The organism is Bacteroides sp. AF32-8BH (assembly GCF_003435205.1).
GTDB lineage: Bacteria > Bacteroidota > Bacteroidia > Bacteroidales > Bacteroidaceae > Bacteroides > Bacteroides ovatus.
The window spans coordinates 119,478-137,659 of sequence record NZ_QVLZ01000016.1; the positions used below are offsets into that span (position 1 = coordinate 119,478).

Consider the following 18,182-nt stretch of genomic DNA (forward strand, 5'->3'; position numbering starts at 1 on the left):
TCAGCAAGACTTTGTATTACTCTGTGGTGAGCTATATCTTTAAAATAAATAATCTTTCTTTGCCGCCCGTTGATAAGCCGCTACCAATTCGTTCATTACTTCTGCCACAGACTGCCGACGGGATATGATTGCCGAAACTTGTCCGATCTCCAATTCCCCTTCTTCCAGATCACCTTCGAAGATTCCTTTTTTAGCACGCCCCCGTCCTAATAAAGTTCTCAAATCTTCTGCACTAGCACCACTATCTTCAGCCTTCTCCACCGCTTCGCGGAAAGCATTCTTTACCAAACGTGTCGGAGCCAGCTTTTTCAACAACAACTTAGTATCCCCTTCACCGAGACTCAAGCAATAATCTTTAAATACCGGACTCGCTGAACTCTCTTCAGTAAGAGCAAAACGGGTTCCTATCTGTACACCTTCGGCTCCCAACACCATAGCAGCCAGTATTCCTTCTCCTGTACCGACACCTCCTGCGGCTATCAAAGGTAATGTTGTAGCCTCACGTACAGCGGGAATCAAACAGAAAGTCGTTGTTTCTTCGCGTCCATTATGCCCTCCGGCTTCGAACCCTTCTGCCACTACCGCATCTACCCCAGCCTCCTCACATTTTACAGCAAAACGGGAAGAAGAAACAACATGAACAACCGTTATTCCACGCTCTTTCAACCACCCAGTCCACGTTTTCGGATTTCCGGCAGAGGTAAAAACAATCTTCACTCCCTCTTCCACCACAATATTCATAATCTCTTCTATCTGGGGATACATCAAAGGAATGTTTACACCAAAAGGCAATTTCGTGGCCGCATTACATTTACGGATATGCTCGCATAAAGTGTCCGGATGCATGGAACCGGCACCGATCAATCCCAGTCCACCGGCATTGCTCACAGCAGAAGCAAGACGCCAACCGCTGCACCACACCATACCACCTTGAATAATAGGATACCGAATACCCAGAAGAGAAGTAATTCTATTCATAACCAATAATTTATCTATGTGTTAATATACTAAGATACCAATAATAGTGACAGAGCTATATAACAATGCGCCAACATAACAACACACAAATATACTAATTATTCAATTACAAACATTCTCTAGTCAGCACATTAGCGCATTGCTACATCAACACATCATTATAACGCCTTCAACGGGCAATCTGTTCAATTGGTTTATTTATCAACACAGTGGTAGAATCTCCATAAGTTCTCAACACTTCCAATGTGCGGGCACGGTTATCCCGTCCCGTCTTATTCCAGAAATCTTTTGTAAAGACAGCCATCAGGTCAAGTCCGCCGATAGTTCCACCATTGATATACACTCCACTCCCACCAAACAAGGGAATAGGTGCATCCATCACTACCGTGTTCACCATCATTCCGTTAGCACGTTCACCCAACTGACGGAAACGTACCCCACTCGCCTGTATCTCATCCAACGACTTACGCATTCCCTTTGCCATCGGATTGCGTGCCCAGTTTGAATAAGATCTTTGATGGCGTATCTCGTAGAAAGGATCACCCCGCCAGGTATTTTTATCGATCTTTATCTTCTTCTGATAGATGGGATCCCAGTTATAGCGGGTATTCGCTTTATATGGCATCAGAGTCAACATCACTTTCGGTTTAGGCAACGCTTCAGGAAGCGATTCGTCAGGCATCATCCAGCTTTTCTCCTCCGACATCCGGGGAGTACCCACTGCGCTTCCGAAATCAATCGACTTCACAGCATCCATATTTAAATGCAACTCCTGGTCACTCTCCAGCAATTTCTTCAAATGCAAAGAATCTTGCGCCGTCCATACTTGCGAATATGCAAATACAGCGGCCAGGCACAGTGCCATCGTTGTTATAACCCGTTTTAATCCATCCATCCTTTTTATTCTTTCATTACCTATATTTCGGAGCACTTCATATACATTTGCACGTATAAGAGGCTATCTTTTGAGTGTAATAATCCCCCTGTCAGCAGCAAAAGACTACTGATACAAACAAATATTCCCACATGAATGTTTCCTATTTTTTACTTTCCGAAGGCTCCTCCCCCCTTTATTACCACCAACGATAACCCGATCCACAAAGCGGCTCATCGTAACACGGATCAATTGTCCATCTCGTTTTCGGATATTGGCGTTCTTCCCACCAACTACGATAACAAGCGGCTGCATCGAGTACTTCCTCATCGGTCAGGAAATAGATTGCTTCATAATTTTCAGCATTCGCCAATACCATTTTGCAACCTAATGACGGAGGTGTGCCCTGACGGATAGATTCAATCACCCAAAGCATACACTCACCCAACCGAATCTTACCGTTGTTCATATTATAAACCGACGGAAAAGAAGGGATAATAGTCAGATCTTCTGCATATTTTAAAAGTTCGGGGATATCCTCTTCCGTGAAATGAGGAACCTCCACCACCCCTTTTTCATTCTTCATCTTGTACGTACCCGACTTCAATTGCTTCACAAAAAGAGCAACATCCGGATTGTTATAATCCATTTCTTCGCTGGTGCATCCTGTAAAGGATACGATCAGGCAAACAGCCATCCACAGCATTAGTAGTGTTTTTTTCATTTTCATAAGGATTAATACGTCATGCGAAGTCCGCAAAGTAAATTAAAATTAGTCGGCCGTTTTGTTCGTACCGTAGCCAATTTCGAATCTGTCTTGAAATGATGCGAAACTCCGGGTTCGGCAAAAACAGCAAGTCGGTCATTAATCTTATAGTTGATTCCAATACCGGCAGTCACTGCCAGCTGGATAGGTTCTTCTTTAAAACTGTTGTCCGGTGCACCGGCAATACATTTATCGGCTATTCCTCCTACAGTAGCGTAAAGGTCGATTTTTTTCGTATCTACCAACGTCACGTTCACTTTAACGGGGATTCCCAGATAGTGCAAGTGCTGCCCTGCAGAACCGAGGTTCGAATAGAGCAATCCGGTTTCTATGCCAAGAAAATCGTTCAACTTACGCTCTACCGTCACCCCTGCGGAAACCGGCATTTTATAAGTACCGTTATCTGCCGGAAGTGCTGTACCCACTTGAACTTTCATCGCCCAGCGATGCTTTTTCACTGCTTTGGGTTGAGACATATCGACATTCGACTGTTCTTCCGAAGCGACAGATGATCCTGTATTACCGTTTGTTGCCTGCCAATAACCATTATGCCCCTGATTACCATATCGGTTGCCATTTCCCGTAGAAGTAGTGGAAGAAAAAGAAAACGACATAGAGAAAGTGATTGAAAGAGAATCTTCTTCCTCCGTATATTGCGACAGCATACCGTAAGATTTCGGAGCCGGTTTCGGCAACACCGGTTCTACCGGCAACGGCAACTGATTGACGCGTATTCCATCTCCATCCATCTGTCCTCCATTCGTCACGGCTATCTTTGTAAATGCTTCTTCCATTTCCTCCTTTGGAGAGAAATACAAGAAAGTAGCCGACGAGGCTGCCAAAACAAGCAATACAGATGCCGCAGCCGCTACACGGAAGAGCAGAATCCGACGACGATGCTGGCAAGCCACAGGAATTTCCTGCGAGAGCTCTTCCCAAAAGCCATCCCGTACACTCATCCCGGCATCAGCGAGACGCGTGCGAAACAGATCGGTTATTTCATCATTTTCTTTCTTCATGATTTCTATACTCTTTAATTCTTTTTGCTAACAAATATTTGGCCCGGTGCAGCTGCGAAGTAGATGAATGCTCTTTAATATGAAGCATCTTGGCTATCTCCTTGTGCGATTTCTCTTCAAACACATAAAGGTTGAAAACGGTTCGGCAACCATCCGGCAATTCGGCAATAAAAGCCATCAACTGCTCTTCGGAGATTCCAGCCCCTCCTCCCGAATCCGATATATCCGGTATATCGGGAAGCTGCTCTTCATGCACTACCAACTGGCTGACTCGCTTCTCCCGTCGCAGGAAATCGAGTGATTGAGTAACCATCACCCGGGTAATCCATGTACAAAGTGAAGACTCACCCCGGAACGAAAAGTTGGTAAAAATCTTGATGAAACCGTCATGCAGTACATCGTGCGCCGCATCCATATCGCCCGTATAGCGGAAACATACCGCCAGCATCTGCTTGGAATAGAGAGTGTAAAGTTCCTTTCGGGCTGAATCCTTTCCTGCCCGACAGCCCTTTATCAGTTCTATCTCGTTTTCCAAAGTCAATTACTTTTTTTTAAAATCGAACGTATGTCTGCGTCGTTTGCTCATTAGACGCGAGAGTTTGAGGAATGCTGCAAGGAATATTGCTAAAAGAAGTTAAAGGATAGATAATAATAAACGGGAAAGAAAAAAACGATGAACGATAAACGGTAAATGATGAACAAAGCTGCGCATAATCATGCTACAAAATATCCACCGTTTACTGTTTATCGTTCACCGCTTACAGTTCACCGCTTATTATATACTATCAGCATGCTTTGAAACTCATGTCCAGCCCTTTCACTGAATGAGTCAAAGCTCCTACAGAGATGAAGTCTACGCCACATTCGGCATACTCACGAAGAGTATCAAAGGTGATACCACCCGAAGATTCGGTTTCGTATTTGCCTGCTACCATCTCTACTGCTTTCTTTGTCATTTCGGGAGTGAAGTTATCAAACATGATGCGGTCTACTCCGCCGAGATCAAGAACTTGCTGCAGTTCGTCGAAGCTGCGGACTTCTATTTCTATTTTCAGGTCTTTGCCTTTTTCCTTGCAATATTCTTTGGCACGAGTGATGGCTTTGTCGATACCTCCGGCAAAGTCCACATGATTGTCTTTCAGAAGAATCATGTCGAACAGACCAATACGATGGTTTACTCCGCCACCGATTTTCACTGCCATTTTTTCGAGGATACGCATACCGGGAGTTGTTTTGCGGGTATCAAGCACACGGGTATTTGTACCTTCCAATACCTTTGCATATTTACGGGTCATTGTTGCAATGCCGCTCATACGCTGCATCACGTTCAACATCAGGCGTTCGGTCTGAAGTAAAGATTGCACTTTTCCTTCCACTACCATTGCTACATCACCCGGTTTCACTTCTGTTCCGTCATTGATAAACACTTCCACTTTCATGGTAGGATCAAAACGGTTGAAGATTTCTTTAGCTACTTCGATGCCAGCCAACACACCGGCTTCTTTGATAAGCAATTTTGATTTTCCCATTGCCGTAGCGGGAATACATGAAAGGGTGGTATGATCGCCATCACCTATATCTTCTGCAAAAGCAAGATCGATCAACTTGTCGATCAGTTCTTTTTCCTTATTCATTGATCTTGTCAATTCTTATTTGATGTATTAAATATTGATTCTGCACTTTCTTCAGGAAGCAGTTCACACGAAAGTTCCCATTAGTAGTAGCCAACGTACCGATAACGAAACTTGATTCGTCCCGTTTTCCCTGATGGTTCACATTAAATCCGCTGACTTTATTCTCCGTAAAGAATTCCTGCATCATAGCTGTTGCTTTCTGTTTGTCAACGTTTGTCGAGCGACCTTGGAGCACCAGGTTTACCTTGTCCCCCATATACTTACTTAGCTCTTGCGAGCTTCCTCTTTTAAATGCCGTAATCACTCCTGCCGGTATCTCTTGCGCCATCAGCAACGAGAGGGAAAGAAGCAATGCGGTCATTCCTACGAGCACTCGTTTTTTCATAATTACAAGCTTTTAAGTTGAAGTTTAAAGGCTTAAACTTTCAACTAATGATAGGCAAAGGTAAGCATTAATTGCAGAATAACATAAAAAATGCCTATTTTTGTGCAATAATCAGAATTGTAGACGTATGAAAACAACCTTGCTCGTCGTAGGACGAACCGTAGAACAACACTATATAACTGCTATCAACGACTATATCCAGCGCACTAAACGCTATTTCACTTTTGACATGGAAGTGATTCCTGAATTGAAAAACACGAAGAGTCTTTCAATGGAAGTGCAGAAAGAAAAGGAAGGGGAACTGATATTGAAAGCTCTCCAACCGGGCGACGTGGTGGTATTGCTCGATGAGCACGGAAAAGAAATGCGTTCTCTGGAGTTTGCCGAATATATGAAGCGAAAAATGAACACGGTCAACAAACGACTGGTATTCATTATCGGAGGACCTTATGGCTTTTCAGAAAAGGTTTATCAAGCGGCACACGAAAAGATTTCAATGTCGAAGATGACTTTCTCACATCAGATGATCCGGCTGATATTCGTTGAGCAGATTTATCGGGCGATGACTATATTGAATGGAGGGCCGTATCATCATGAATAAACTACATCCACAAAGATGTACCGTGAAAAATGAATTATACAATAAAGAAGATGGATATCATTATCCATTCTTCTCTTCTATATAAAGTTTATTAAATACCTGCCGGAGTTCGTCTTCATTAGTAATCAAATTCCGAAGTTCTGCCAACCGTCCGGCATTATCCGATTGGGGTATCCATAACTTCAGATACCCTCCTTCTGCATATTTTTCAGTTAGATGTTTCCGAAAACGGGCATATTGCTCTTCTTTATCCATCTCCGGATAATGAGACAGCCCATATTGTACGGTACGACGTAAAGTAACTTCGGGATCAATAATTCGGTCAGCCTCGGCAACAATCATTCCATAGATTGTTCTGGGAGCCTGTTTATTGGAAGCCCGATGATCTTCTATCGCCTCTTTCATCTGCAACAGCTGCTCATCCGTAAACCAACGCCGCAAAGTTTCGTCGGCTAACAACACTTTGCCGGAGGTTATATGATGAAATTCACGTCCTTCATACAACCCCAGGTCATGATAAGCAGCGATGACATAAACCATCGAATAATCGACTTCATAATGAGTCGCTAATTTCAGACTTTCCTCAATAACCTTTTCTACATGGTCAATTTGATGCGCTTTATCAAAGTTAGTGTATTGAGGGATAATACTTTGCCGAACATAGTTTTGCAATTCAGCAGGCACATGATGAGTCATATTCGATCTTTTTAGCTAATGAATTCTTTTATTTATATTATTCCCGATTCATCAAACGATGTTCTGCCATCTGTTCGAACTTTGTTCCCGGACGACCATAATTGGCATACGGATAAATGGAAATACCACCACGAGGAGTAAATATTCCCGTTACTTCTATGTATTTGGGATTCATCAATCGGATAAGATCTTTCATTATGATATTCACACAATCTTCATGAAAGGCTCCATGACTGCGGAAACTGAAAAGATAGAGTTTCAAACTCTTACTTTCTACCATTTTTATATCAGGAATGTAGCTGATACGTATTTCGGCAAAGTCCGGCTGTCCGGTAATAGGACACAGACTTGTGAACTCCGGGCAGTTGAAACGTACCCAGTAATCATTTTCAGGATGCTTATTATCAAAGGCTTCCAGTACTTCAGGAGCATAATCTTGTTTATACTCGGTTTTTCTTCCTAATAAGGAAAGTTGGTTTTTTAATTCTGTCATTGCACTCATTAACTACAACCTCTACTCTAAACAAAAAAACGCATTTCTTCTTTCACCTATCACCGTCCTGCCTCAAACGCCTTATTCATCAAGGTTTTAGTGGTGAAGGATTCATTTTATAACCTATCACCGCATCTATCACCTATCACCATCAACTCTTATCCTACGTTTGCTTTCTCCTCATCTTACTTGTTACGGTGTGTTTCATTGCCTGAAACAATGTGTTTCCCGCCTTGAAACAAAGTGTTCATTACTTGGAACAAACTGTTTCAAGTCTTGGAACTTATAGTTTCAAGCGTTAGAAACTTTAGTTTCCTACCGTTGAAACTTTAGTTTCTCACTGATGAAACAACAGTTTCAAGCTGTTGAAACTAATCTAAGCCAATACATTCCGGACAGAAACTACTATCATTTATTAATTAGAACTTACCGGTGACAATAGATGTGACGGCAAAATGTCAAATTTAGCTGCTGTCACTACTTGCTGTCACAAACTAGAAATCTTATAATCAAACATTTATCTACAACAATGTGACAGATGACAGCAAAAAAACGCATTTTAATCTCTATGTAGAGATATTATTGATTCTTACTTTTTAAATACTTTTCCAATCCTTCCCGACGCAATGTACAAGCCGGGCAATGTCCGCAACCATCTCCCTGAACGCCATTATAACAGGTCAAAGTCTCGGTGCGAATCAGTTCCAATACCCCCAGTTCGTCGGCCAATGCCCATGTTTCTGCCTTATCAATCCACATCAAAGGGGTATGAATCACAAATTGTTCATCCATAGTCAGATTGAGAGTTACATTAAGAGATTTGATAAAGGCATCACGGCAATCGGGATAACCGCTGAAATCTGTTTGAGAAACTCCCGTTACCAAATGATTAATACCACGTTCACGGGCATATACTGCTGCGATACTTAGAAAAAACAGATTACGTCCCGGAACAAAGGTATTAGGAACGCTATCTGCAGGTTTTTCCTGATCCATCACCATCGTAGTATCGGTCAATGAATTATGACCTAACTGTCCGATAAAGGAAACATCCATCACATCAAATTCCACTTCCGCTTTCCGGGCTATCTCCCGTGCAAGCTCCACTTCTTTCTGATGCTTCTGACCATAAAGAAAACTCAAGGCATATACTTTCTTAAAGTTGCGTTTTGCCCAAAACAAACAAGTGGTAGAATCCTGCCCACCACTAAACACAACCAATGCTGCTTCTCTATTCATATTCTATATTAAATATCTTTGACTTTCAATACATTATAAGAGATATTGGTGTCGTAAACATCGCTACCGTCTATTTTCTTGATTGCTTTCACCACACGAATTGTCACCGGAAGGATAATAACTTCATACATGGATTTCAGCACAATCTGAATCCCCATCATGATAAGCAGTTCTTTCCAGGCAATAACTCCACCAAAAGCTACCGGGAAGAAAATCAATGAATCGGCAGTCTCACCTACAACAGTCGACCAGATGGCACGGGCCGAAAAGTTACGCCCCTGACTGGCTACTTTCATCTTACTCATCACATACGCATTGAGAAATGAGCCTACCAGAAAAGCCATCAGACTGGCAGCCACAATACGGGGAGCCATACCGAACACAAAATTGAAATGTTCCTCGCCCTCCCAGAAAGGAGCAGCCGGAATGGCAACAGCTATCAACCCAAGAGCAACCACGAAGAAGTTCATGGCAAAACCGCTCCAAATGATGAGCCGCGCTTTCTTGAATCCCCAAACCTCGGCGATACAATCATTAATAATATAAGAAATAGGAAAAACCAATAATCCGGCTGTCACGGTCAGACTACCTACCTGAATTACTTTTGTTTCAAGAAGATTGGCTGCAATGAGACAGACATTAAACAGAATGCTCAGCAGCATAAAGGGTACAGATACTTTTTCTTTCATAATTCCTGTTTTTTACGTGGTGTTCTAGAATACACGACCGCTATTCACGGCATCATACATTTTTTATTCTTTCGGAGTGCAAAGGTAAAAAATAAAACTGGAATTATCACATTCATCTTACCAGAATCTGTCTTCCCGATAATTGAAGAAAAAATAAGCCTCCCTGTCAGTCGTCGTATTCTGACAGGAAGGCTCATCACTTTGACCTTAAAAACACATCACTCAATCAGGCATCCGCATCAAGAGGAGAAGTCTTTCAATTCCTCTTTCAACCGCTTACGGATGAAAAACAAACGGCTCTTTACCGTTCCCATCGGCAATCCTAATTTTTCGGCAATTTCTCTATACTTAAATCCGGCTACAAACATCTGAAAAGGCACTTTCATCTCTTCCGGTATGGAATGTATCACCCGGTACAACTGTTTCATATCATACGTAAACTCGAATCTATCAGCATCTTCATCTTCTATCAGATGTTGTTGATTGATGGAGTAACTATCATCAATCAGGTTCATTTCACGAACTGTGCGACGGTAGTTGTTCACGAAAATATTACGCATAAGCGTATACATCCATCCCTTCAGATTTTTGCTATACGTAAACTTCTCCTGATTATCTAATGCCTGCAACAAACAATCCTGAACCAAATCATTAGCAGATTCGCGGTCTGCCGTCAATTTATATGCGAAGCGATGCAAATCCGGTTGTATCGCTAATATTCCTTGAGTAAAATCAACTTTTTCCATCGTCGTATTTCCTTTATCTAATTAGTACGATACAAAGGTCCGTTTTTTTAGAATCATTATAAATAGCAATTCTTCCGATTAGTTTGGCAATTTTTCCTTTGCCCCTCTCAACCATTTCTTTTTTTAGTTGTTCATTGGGCATTCACCTAAAACTTAACTGATAATGAAAACAAGCTTTAAAATGGTAGCTATGCTACTGGGGATAGGAATTTTCCCCCTCTGTGCCTATGCACAACAGAAGGTAGTCATCGAAGATGAAGAACCGAATTCTATCATGTTTGTTTCGAAAAACAAAGCAGGAGATGAAATCATCCGAATCATGAACGACCGTTCGCAGATGCGTTTCCACGACCCGAATGCTCCCCGTTTCCTGCTAACCGACCAGAAAGGGAAATTTGCCCTGGGTATCGGAGGATACGTTCGTGCAACAGCAGAGTATGACTTTAACGGTATCGTAAATGATGTCGATTTCTATCCGGCATTGATTCCACAACGCGGAAGCGGCAATTTTGCCAAGAATCAATTCCAGATGGACATCACCACTTCTACCCTATTCCTCAAACTGGTAGGACGTACGAAACATCTGGGAGACTTCGTTGTCTACACAGCCGGAAACTTCCGGGGTGACGGAAAAACCTTTGAATTGCAGAATGCTTATGCGCAATTCCTCGGTTTCACGATCGGATACAGCTACGGTTCGTTCATGGACCTCTCCGCACTGCCTCCTACCATCGACTTTGCAGGTCCTAACGGATCAGCCTTTTACCGCACTACGCAATTGAGCTATATGTGCGATAAGTTGAAAAACTGGAAATTCGGTGTTTCAATGGAAATGCCTTCAGTAGACGGTACAACCAACAATGACTTGTCTATCAACACCCAACGAATGCCGGACTTTGCCACTTCCGTACAGTATAACTGGAATAGTAGCAGTCACGTTAAATTAGGTGCTATTGTCCGTAGTATGACTTACTCAAGTAACGTTCATGAGAAAGCCTATTCCGCCACCGGCTTCGGTCTGCAAGCATCTACAACTTTCAATATTACGAAGAAATTACAGGCATTCGGACAGTTTAATTATGGAAAAGGTATCGGATCTTACCTGAACGATTTAAGTAATCTGAACGTAGATATCGTTCCCGATCCTGATAATGAGGGAAAAATGCAGGTTCTCCCAATGCTGGGATGGTATGCAGGGTTGCAATACAACCTTTGTCCGAGCATCTTTATATCCGGTACATATAGTTTATCCAGACTTTATTCTGAAAACGGATATCCAAGTGAAAATCCGGAATCCTATCGCAAAGGACAATACCTGGTAGCTAATGCTTTCTGGAATGTAAGCAGTAACCTGCAAGTCGGTGTTGAATATTTAAGAGGATGGCGCACTGATTTCAGTTCCGCAACTCGTCACGCTAACCGGTTGAATATGCTGGTACAGTATTCTTTCTAAATAAACATAGAACAGTAAAACAAAAAAGCCGTCTCAACATCATGTCCGAGACGGCTTTTCTATACATATAAAGGATTAGAAATTTAGAACTTGTAGTTCACGCTCACGCCAAATACTTTATTGGTACGGCTATAAACGTCTTTATCTACTAATGATGCCATTGATTCAGGCAAACCACCCCGTCGTGGATTTTCTTTGGTATAATCACTGTATGTAGTCCAAAAATAAGCAACATCAAGGCTCAATGCCTGTGTGAAATTAATGCGACCTCCGAAACCTACAGAATAAGAATCACAAGAGAAACTTGTATCTGATTGAAAAGCATCGCTCAATCCGTAGTCTGTTTTCTGATAACCTCCACTGACTGTGAACAGTTTATTGATATCCCATTCAACACCGGCCAAGTACTCGTGTGTACCATGTTTCAGTGTCTTCTGTTTGCCATCCGCCATACCGGCATTCTTATCATCAAAGAAATGGTATTCTACCGACGCTCTCAACGATGGCAAAAATTCATAACTTGCTGCTACAGAAAGCATAGAAGGAAGGTCGCTCGGCGTGTTCACACCATTCGCATAAGGTGCCATAAAATCCGCAGCTGCATCCGGAAACTCACGCGTATGCGTATCATTTTCAATATTCATATTAGCCTTAAATTCGTACTTCGCTGCCAAATTCAACTTTCCGAATTTAGCATCTACACCGATAATAGGCGTCAATCCCCAACCTGTCTGGTCACAATCAAGCTCAATCTTTGTATCATCCAGTTTTTGAAGCAAAGGACCCGATTGTGCCTGAGCTGCCAGAGTTGCTTGTTCCAAACTCATACCAGGATTAGCAGCCATGATTTGTTGTACTATAGCAGCACCCAACTGTTGAGCCACACCCTCTTTCAGACTAATATTTAAGTGCCCCTTATATCCACCAGTAAAATAATTCATACGCGCACCAGCAAAAACAGAGAAGTGTTCATTAATCTTATAACTTGCTCCTAACTGAAAACCATAGATGTACTGACGACCTTCCATAGCCGAATTAATATTGTACATATTAGGTTTCAGCATCCCTCCACTCGCAGAATTTGCCAAACTAATAGCAGCCGCATCAAACATAGGCAATCCTGTGTTGAAAGAAGCTTTTCCACCACCACCTACAATGGCAAAGCTACCGGAAAACGCCCAATCACCTTTTTTATAGACAGCATGTATGGAAGGAATAACGGGAGCAGAAGCCGTCCCTTCATAATTACGCACAGTAGTCTGTCCGTCCATGGTCCATAAAGGACTTGTTGCAGCAATATCACGGGTCTGATATGCACTTTGAATAGTAAGTGCTACTTGAAGACCATCTTTGGGAAGAAATGCCAGTCCGGCAGGATTACTATAAACTCCATCAACATCGATGGAAGCGCCGCGGGCTATCATGCGTAAGAAAGCAGCATTCTGATTCGTATTGGTTAGATAATCTCCGGCAAAAGTTGGAATTGAAACGATCAACATTGCAAGACCAATCAACGAAATTTTTCTCATCTAAATCTTTTTTAAAATTATTTCGGCGCAAAGATATAACAATATTGCACAGGGAGCACATATTTGTGCACTTATTTTCATTTATCCGCCATTTTAATTGAAAAATCAAACTGTTTCTAATGAAACAATCTGTTTTTCGAATGATGGATTGATTAAACAAATTCACCTGTTCCAACGTTTAATATTATATAATTTATAGAATAATATTATGGCCTATACAATTGCATTTTTCGGCACAAAGCCTTATGATGAGTCCTCTTTCAATGACAAAAACAAAGAGTTCGGGTTTGAGATACGCTACTACAAAGGGCATCTGAATAAGAACAACGTACTACTGACACAAGGAGTGGATGCTGTCTGCATCTTTGTGAACGACGTTGCCGACGCAGAAGTAATCCGTGTGATGGCAGCCAACGGAGTAAAACTATTGGCACTACGCTGTGCCGGATTTAATAATGTAGATTTGGATACTGCCGCCGCTGCCGGAATTACCGTAGTACGGGTTCCTGCCTACTCTCCTTATGCCGTTGCAGAGTACACCGTAGCTCTTATGTTATCGCTAAACCGGAAAATTCCCCGTGCTTCCTGGCGTACCAAAGATGGTAATTTCTCCCTGCACGGTCTGATGGGATTCGATATGCACGGAAAAACAGCAGGCATCATCGGTACAGGAAAAATCGCGAAAATACTGATTCACATCTTAAAAGGGTTTGGAATGAACATATTGGCTTACGACCTCTATCCGGACCATAACTTCGCCCGTGAAGAACAAATAGTTTATACTTCACTGGACGAACTATATCACAATTCGGATATCATCTCTTTGCATTGCCCGCTCACCGAAGCGACCAAGTATCTGATTAACGACTACTCTATCAGCAAAATGAAAGACGGAGTTATGATTATCAATACCGGTCGTGGACAGCTGATTCATACCAATGCATTGATTGAAGGGTTGAAGAACAAGAAAATAGGTTCCGCAGGACTGGACGTATATGAGGAAGAAAGCGAATACTTTTATGAAGATCAATCCGACCGCATCATCGACGATGATGTACTCGCCCGCTTACTTTCATTCAACAATGTGATAGTCACTTCTCATCAAGCTTTTTTCACACATGAAGCGATGGAGAATATTGCGGTGACCACCCTGCAAAACATAAAAGATTTTATCAATCATAAGCCTTTGCTAAATGAAGTGAAGAAATAAAACTTTTAAGCTCCTTTCTTTGTTTACAAAACATATAAACAAATAAGAGAAAGGACAGATTTTATGAAAAAAGTAATACATAAAGCAGATACAAGAGGACATTCCCAGTACGATTGGTTGGATAGTTACCATACTTTTAGTTTTGACGAATACTTCGACTCCAATCGTATCAACTTTGGTGCCCTTCGCGTATTGAATGATGACAAAGTTGCACCCGGAGAAGGTTTTCAGACTCACCCGCATAAGAATATGGAAATCATCTCCATCCCTCTGAAAGGACATCTGCAACATGGAGACAGCAAGAAGAACAGCCGCATCATTACTGTTGGAGAAATTCAGACAATGAGTGCCGGAACGGGAATCTTCCACAGTGAAGTGAATGCAAGCCCTGTAGAACCGGTAGAATTCCTGCAAATCTGGATTATGCCAAGAGAACGGAACACCCGTCCCGTTTATCAGGATTTCAGTATCACAGAGTTGGAACGTCCGAATGAACTGGCAGTCATCGTATCTCCCGACGGCAGTACACCTGCTTCCCTTTTGCAAGACACCTGGTTCTCAATCGGTAAAGTAGAAGCCGGAAAGAAACTGGGTTATCACATGCATCAAAGTCATGCAGGCGTCTATATTTTCCTCATTGAAGGAGAAATTGTAGTAGATGGCGAAGTGTTGAAACGCCGGGACGGTATGGGTGTTTACGATACCAACAGTTTCGAACTGGAGACACTGAAAGATTCACATATTCTATTAATAGAAGTACCTATGTGATTCCATCATTAGAAATTAAGAACTAAAACTGCCAGATAATCTTATGGCGAAATTAAACATTGCAGATATCCGACAGGAATATACGAAAGGCGGGTTGCGGGAAAATGAACTTCCGGGCGACCCGCTTTCGCTTTTCAACCGTTGGCTACAAGAAGCAATTGACGCAGAGGTGGATGAACCAACTGCTGTCATTGTAGGAACCGTATCCCCTGAAGGGAGACCGTCCACGCGTACCGTATTATTAAAAGGGCTCCATGATGGAAAATTTGTCTTCTATACCAATTATGAAAGCCGTAAAGGCAGGCAATTGGCACAAAATCCGTATATCTCCCTCTCTTTTGTGTGGCACGCCCTCGAAAGACAAATACATATAGAGGGAATAGCGACGAAAGTTCCTCCGGAAGAATCGGATGAATATTTCCGGAAACGTCCTTATAAAAGTCGGGTCGGTGCACGAATTTCTCCCCAAAGTCAACCTATAACAAGCCGAATGCAATTAATACGGTCTTTTGTCAGGGAGGCAGCCCGGTGGATCGGAAAAGAAGTGGAGAGGCCCGATAATTGGGGCGGATATGCCGTTACCCCTACAAGGATTGAATTCTGGCAAGGACGCCCCAACCGTCTGCATGACCGTTTTCTATATACCCTGCAACCGGACGGGGAATGGAAAATCAGTCGTCTTGCTCCTTGATTTCGTCGATTTTTCTTGGCAACTCCAACTAGAATACGTAATATTGCAACTATAAAATAGTCAGCTTATGACACTGGATTATATTTATCACAGCGGTTTCGCCATCGAAATGGAAGGTGTAACCGTTATCATCGATTACTACAAAGATTCTTCCGAAACGGAACATAACCGGGGAATCGTACATGATTATCTCCTGCAAAGGCCGGGTAAGCTATATGTATTGGCCACCCATTTCCATCCCGACCACTTTAATCGTGAGATATTGACTTGGAAAGAACAACGCCCCGACATTCAATATATTTTCTCCAAAGATATTTTGAAGTCCCACCGTGCCAAAACCGAAGATGCTTTCTATATTAAGAAAGGAGAAACATACGAAGACGAGACAATTTGTATCGATGCTTTCGGCTCAACGGATGTCGGCAGTTCGTTCCTGCTTCACCTGCAAGATTGGAGTATTTTCCATGCCGGCGACTTGAACAACTGGCATTGGAGTGAGGAATCTACTGAAGAAGAGATCCGAAAAGCCAATGGTAATTTCCTTGCAGAAGTTAAATATTTAAAAGAAAAAGCGCCAAACATCGATTTAGTACTATTCCCGGTGGATCGGAGAATGGGAAAAGATTACATGAAAGGGGCAAAACAGTTCATCGAACAAATAAAAACTACTATATTTGTGCCCATGCACTTCAGTGAAGATTATGAGGGGGGGAATGCGCTTTGTAGTTTTGCTGAAAATGCCGGATGCCGTTTTATCAGCATCACCCATCGGGGCGAAAGTTTTGAGATTACCAAATAAACACATGATAATTATGAATAAATTTACGATTCTGTTTCTTACCCTGTTCCTTGCATTGCCGATGGCGATGAAGGCAGATTCTGCAAAAGAGAAGAAAGATGACACCAGGTACCTTGTAGGAGCTGTTCCTGAAGTAGATGGTAAAGTAGTATTTTCCAAAGAGTTCCAGATTCCCGGAATGAGTCAGGCACAAATCTACGACACAATGACAAAGTGGATGGACGAACGTCTGAAAGAAAATAAAAATATTGATAGCCGCATTGTTTTCTCTGACGAAACAAAGGGGACAATTGCCGGTATAGGAGAAGAATGGATTGTCTTTAAATCCAGTGCCCTGTCATTAGACCGTACACTGGTCAACTATCAGATTACTGTTACCTGTAAACCCGGCAACTGCCTGGTAGAGCTTGAGAAAATCCGTTTCACTTACCGTGAAACAGAGAAATACAAAGCGGAAGAATGGATTACTGATAAATATGCGCTCAATAAAGCAAAGACCAAATTAGTGCGCGGCCTGGCTAAATGGCGTAGAAAAACTGTAGACTTCGCAGATGATATGTTTATGGATGTAGCAGTAGCTTTCGGAGCACCTGACACCCGTCCGAAGACGGAGAAAAAGAAGAAAGAAGAAGAGCAACAAACTCCATCAATCGTTGCAGCCGCAGGCCCGATTATCATTGGTGGCACAGATAAAAAGACTGATATTAAAGTGACGACCGCCGAACCCGTTCAAACTACAGTTCCTGCTGCGACTCTCACTCCTGCTACTCCAGTAGGCAAAGCTTCCACAGATATGCCGGGTTATACAGAAATTGATTTGAAACAAATTCCGGGCGAAGTATATGCCTTAATGGGAAGTGGTAAATTAGTAATCAGTATTGGAAAAGATGAGTTCAACATGACCAATATGACTGCAAATGCAGGTGGTGCATTAGGTTATCAATCAGGAAAAGCTGTTGCGTATTGCACACTTTCACCCGACCAACCTTATGAGGCAATAGAAAAGGCAGACAGCTATACACTGAAATTGTATGCCCCGAACCAGACAACTCCTTCAGCTGTTATCGAATGTAAGAAAATGCCTTCACAGACAACTCCGCAAGCCGGACAACCCCGTACCTATGTTGGAGAAATTGTGAAACTCTTAATGAAAAAATAAGGAAAATTGCAACAATGGAAATAAAAAGTAAATTTGACCATTTTAATATCAACGTTACAAATCTGGAGCGGAGTATCGCTTTTTATGAGAAAGCACTCGGCTTAAAAGAACATCATCGGAAAGAAGCATCCGACGGTTCATTCACACTAGTTTACCTGACAGATAATGAAACAGGTTTCCTATTGGAATTGACATGGCTCAAAGATCATACTGCTCCATACGAACTGGGGGAAAACGAAAGTCACCTATGTTTTCGTGTAGCCGGTGATTACGATGCAATCAGGGCCTATCACAAAGAAATGAATTGTGTATGTTTTGAGAACACTGCCATGGGGCTTTATTTCATTAATGACCCGGATGATTACTGGATTGAAATACTCCCACAGAAGTGATTTTATATAAAAGAGGTTGTGTCAAAACGTTGGCACAACCTCTTTTATATTTTACAGTTCT

The 18,182-nt window shown here is 42.2% G+C and carries 21 protein-coding genes; 8 read left to right on the plus strand and 13 right to left on the minus strand.

Going from position 1 to position 18,182, the window contains the following annotated elements; genetic code table 11:
• Window positions 1–39 precede the first annotated feature (39 nt).
• The 7 genes from DWZ47_RS13165 to DWZ47_RS13195 all read right to left on the minus strand — a co-directional run bounded on the left by DWZ47_RS13165 (window position 40) and on the right by DWZ47_RS13195 (window position 5,656).
• Entirely contained in the window at window positions 40–978 is a 939-nt protein-coding gene (locus DWZ47_RS13165) for an NAD(P)H-dependent flavin oxidoreductase (RefSeq protein ID WP_117513434.1), read from the minus strand.
• A gap of 169 nt (window positions 979–1,147) precedes the next feature.
• Window positions 1,148–1,873, minus strand: a complete 726-nt coding sequence (locus DWZ47_RS13170; RefSeq protein WP_117513435.1) for a DUF4858 domain-containing protein — start codon at window positions 1,871–1,873, stop codon at window positions 1,148–1,150.
• Window positions 1,874–2,051: 178 nt separating this feature from the next.
• Window positions 2,052–2,576, minus strand: coding sequence for a DUF4943 family protein (locus DWZ47_RS13175; RefSeq protein ID WP_004304253.1), 525 nt, complete (start codon window positions 2,574–2,576; stop codon window positions 2,052–2,054).
• A gap of 11 nt (window positions 2,577–2,587) precedes the next feature.
• Window positions 2,588–3,637 (minus strand): outer membrane beta-barrel protein, encoded by a 1,050-nt coding sequence (locus tag DWZ47_RS13180; RefSeq protein ID WP_117513437.1) that lies wholly within the window; start codon window positions 3,635–3,637, stop codon window positions 2,588–2,590.
• Complete coding sequence (locus DWZ47_RS13185; RefSeq protein ID WP_004300758.1) at window positions 3,621–4,172, minus strand: RNA polymerase sigma factor; 552 nt, start codon at window positions 4,170–4,172, stop codon at window positions 3,621–3,623. Before DWZ47_RS13185 ends, DWZ47_RS13180 begins: the two co-directional genes overlap by 17 nt.
• Before the next feature lie 250 nt (window positions 4,173–4,422).
• The gene (nadC, locus tag DWZ47_RS13190; protein ID WP_004300759.1) at window positions 4,423–5,271 is read right to left on the minus strand and encodes a carboxylating nicotinate-nucleotide diphosphorylase; all 849 of its coding nucleotides are present in this window, start codon (window positions 5,269–5,271) and stop codon (window positions 4,423–4,425) included.
• On the minus strand, window positions 5,264–5,656 hold the full coding sequence (locus DWZ47_RS13195) for a DUF4783 domain-containing protein (protein ID WP_117513439.1): 393 nt from the start codon (window positions 5,654–5,656) through the stop codon (window positions 5,264–5,266). Before DWZ47_RS13195 ends, nadC begins: the two co-directional genes overlap by 8 nt.
• A gap of 127 nt (window positions 5,657–5,783) precedes the next feature.
• Between DWZ47_RS13195 and rlmH the strand changes: the two genes are divergently transcribed.
• Entirely contained in the window at window positions 5,784–6,257 is a 474-nt protein-coding gene (rlmH, locus tag DWZ47_RS13200) for a 23S rRNA (pseudouridine(1915)-N(3))-methyltransferase RlmH (RefSeq protein ID WP_115484014.1), read from the plus strand.
• A gap of 60 nt (window positions 6,258–6,317) precedes the next feature.
• Here the strand turns inward: rlmH and DWZ47_RS13205 are convergent, their stop codons facing one another.
• The 5 genes from DWZ47_RS13205 to DWZ47_RS13225 all read right to left on the minus strand — a co-directional run bounded on the left by DWZ47_RS13205 (window position 6,318) and on the right by DWZ47_RS13225 (window position 10,120).
• Window positions 6,318–6,953: an HD domain-containing protein gene (locus DWZ47_RS13205; RefSeq protein WP_117513441.1), complete on the minus strand. Its 636-nt coding sequence runs from the start codon at window positions 6,951–6,953 to the stop codon at window positions 6,318–6,320.
• 37 nt (window positions 6,954–6,990) lie between these two features.
• Window positions 6,991–7,446, minus strand: coding sequence for a preQ(1) synthase (gene queF, locus DWZ47_RS13210; RefSeq protein WP_117513457.1), 456 nt, complete (start codon window positions 7,444–7,446; stop codon window positions 6,991–6,993).
• 579 nt (window positions 7,447–8,025) lie between these two features.
• Window positions 8,026–8,685, minus strand: a complete 660-nt coding sequence (gene queC, locus DWZ47_RS13215) for a 7-cyano-7-deazaguanine synthase QueC (RefSeq protein WP_117513443.1) — start codon at window positions 8,683–8,685, stop codon at window positions 8,026–8,028.
• Between the two features lie 8 nt (window positions 8,686–8,693).
• Complete coding sequence (locus DWZ47_RS13220; protein WP_117513445.1) at window positions 8,694–9,374, minus strand: queuosine precursor transporter; 681 nt, start codon at window positions 9,372–9,374, stop codon at window positions 8,694–8,696.
• A 239-nt stretch (window positions 9,375–9,613) separates the two neighbouring features.
• Window positions 9,614–10,120 carry an RNA polymerase sigma factor gene (locus DWZ47_RS13225; protein ID WP_004300768.1) on the minus strand — a complete coding sequence of 169 codons (507 nt, stop codon included), beginning with the start codon at window positions 10,118–10,120 and terminating at the stop codon, window positions 9,614–9,616.
• Between the two features lie 163 nt (window positions 10,121–10,283).
• On the opposite strand from DWZ47_RS13225, the gene DWZ47_RS13230 reads away from it, so the two are divergent.
• Complete coding sequence (locus DWZ47_RS13230; protein WP_004321443.1) at window positions 10,284–11,573, plus strand: DcaP family trimeric outer membrane transporter; 1,290 nt, start codon at window positions 10,284–10,286, stop codon at window positions 11,571–11,573.
• An 83-nt stretch (window positions 11,574–11,656) separates the two neighbouring features.
• On the opposite strand, the gene DWZ47_RS13235 is transcribed toward DWZ47_RS13230, so the two are convergent.
• On the minus strand, window positions 11,657–13,102 hold the full coding sequence (locus DWZ47_RS13235; RefSeq protein ID WP_008648779.1) for an OmpP1/FadL family transporter: 1,446 nt from the start codon (window positions 13,100–13,102) through the stop codon (window positions 11,657–11,659).
• A 208-nt stretch (window positions 13,103–13,310) separates the two neighbouring features.
• On the opposite strand from DWZ47_RS13235, the gene DWZ47_RS13240 reads away from it, so the two are divergent.
• From DWZ47_RS13240 to DWZ47_RS13265, 6 genes are all read left to right on the plus strand, one after another.
• Window positions 13,311–14,312: a 2-hydroxyacid dehydrogenase gene (locus tag DWZ47_RS13240; protein WP_117513447.1), complete on the plus strand. Its 1,002-nt coding sequence runs from the start codon at window positions 13,311–13,313 to the stop codon at window positions 14,310–14,312.
• Between the two features lie 63 nt (window positions 14,313–14,375).
• Window positions 14,376–15,080 (plus strand): pirin family protein, encoded by a 705-nt coding sequence (locus DWZ47_RS13245; protein ID WP_004300773.1) that lies wholly within the window; start codon window positions 14,376–14,378, stop codon window positions 15,078–15,080.
• A 43-nt stretch (window positions 15,081–15,123) separates the two neighbouring features.
• A complete protein-coding gene (gene pdxH / locus DWZ47_RS13250) occupies window positions 15,124–15,771 on the plus strand; it encodes a pyridoxamine 5'-phosphate oxidase (RefSeq protein ID WP_004300774.1) in 648 nt (215 codons plus the stop codon).
• Between the two features lie 67 nt (window positions 15,772–15,838).
• A complete protein-coding gene (locus DWZ47_RS13255; RefSeq protein WP_117513449.1) occupies window positions 15,839–16,570 on the plus strand; it encodes an MBL fold metallo-hydrolase in 732 nt (243 codons plus the stop codon).
• A 13-nt stretch (window positions 16,571–16,583) separates the two neighbouring features.
• The gene (locus tag DWZ47_RS13260) at window positions 16,584–17,729 is read left to right on the plus strand and encodes a DUF4468 domain-containing protein (RefSeq protein WP_117513451.1); all 1,146 of its coding nucleotides are present in this window, start codon (window positions 16,584–16,586) and stop codon (window positions 17,727–17,729) included.
• 14 nt (window positions 17,730–17,743) lie between these two features.
• Entirely contained in the window at window positions 17,744–18,121 is a 378-nt protein-coding gene (locus DWZ47_RS13265) for a VOC family protein (RefSeq protein ID WP_004304308.1), read from the plus strand.
• The last annotated feature ends 61 nt before the right edge of the window (window positions 18,122–18,182 follow it).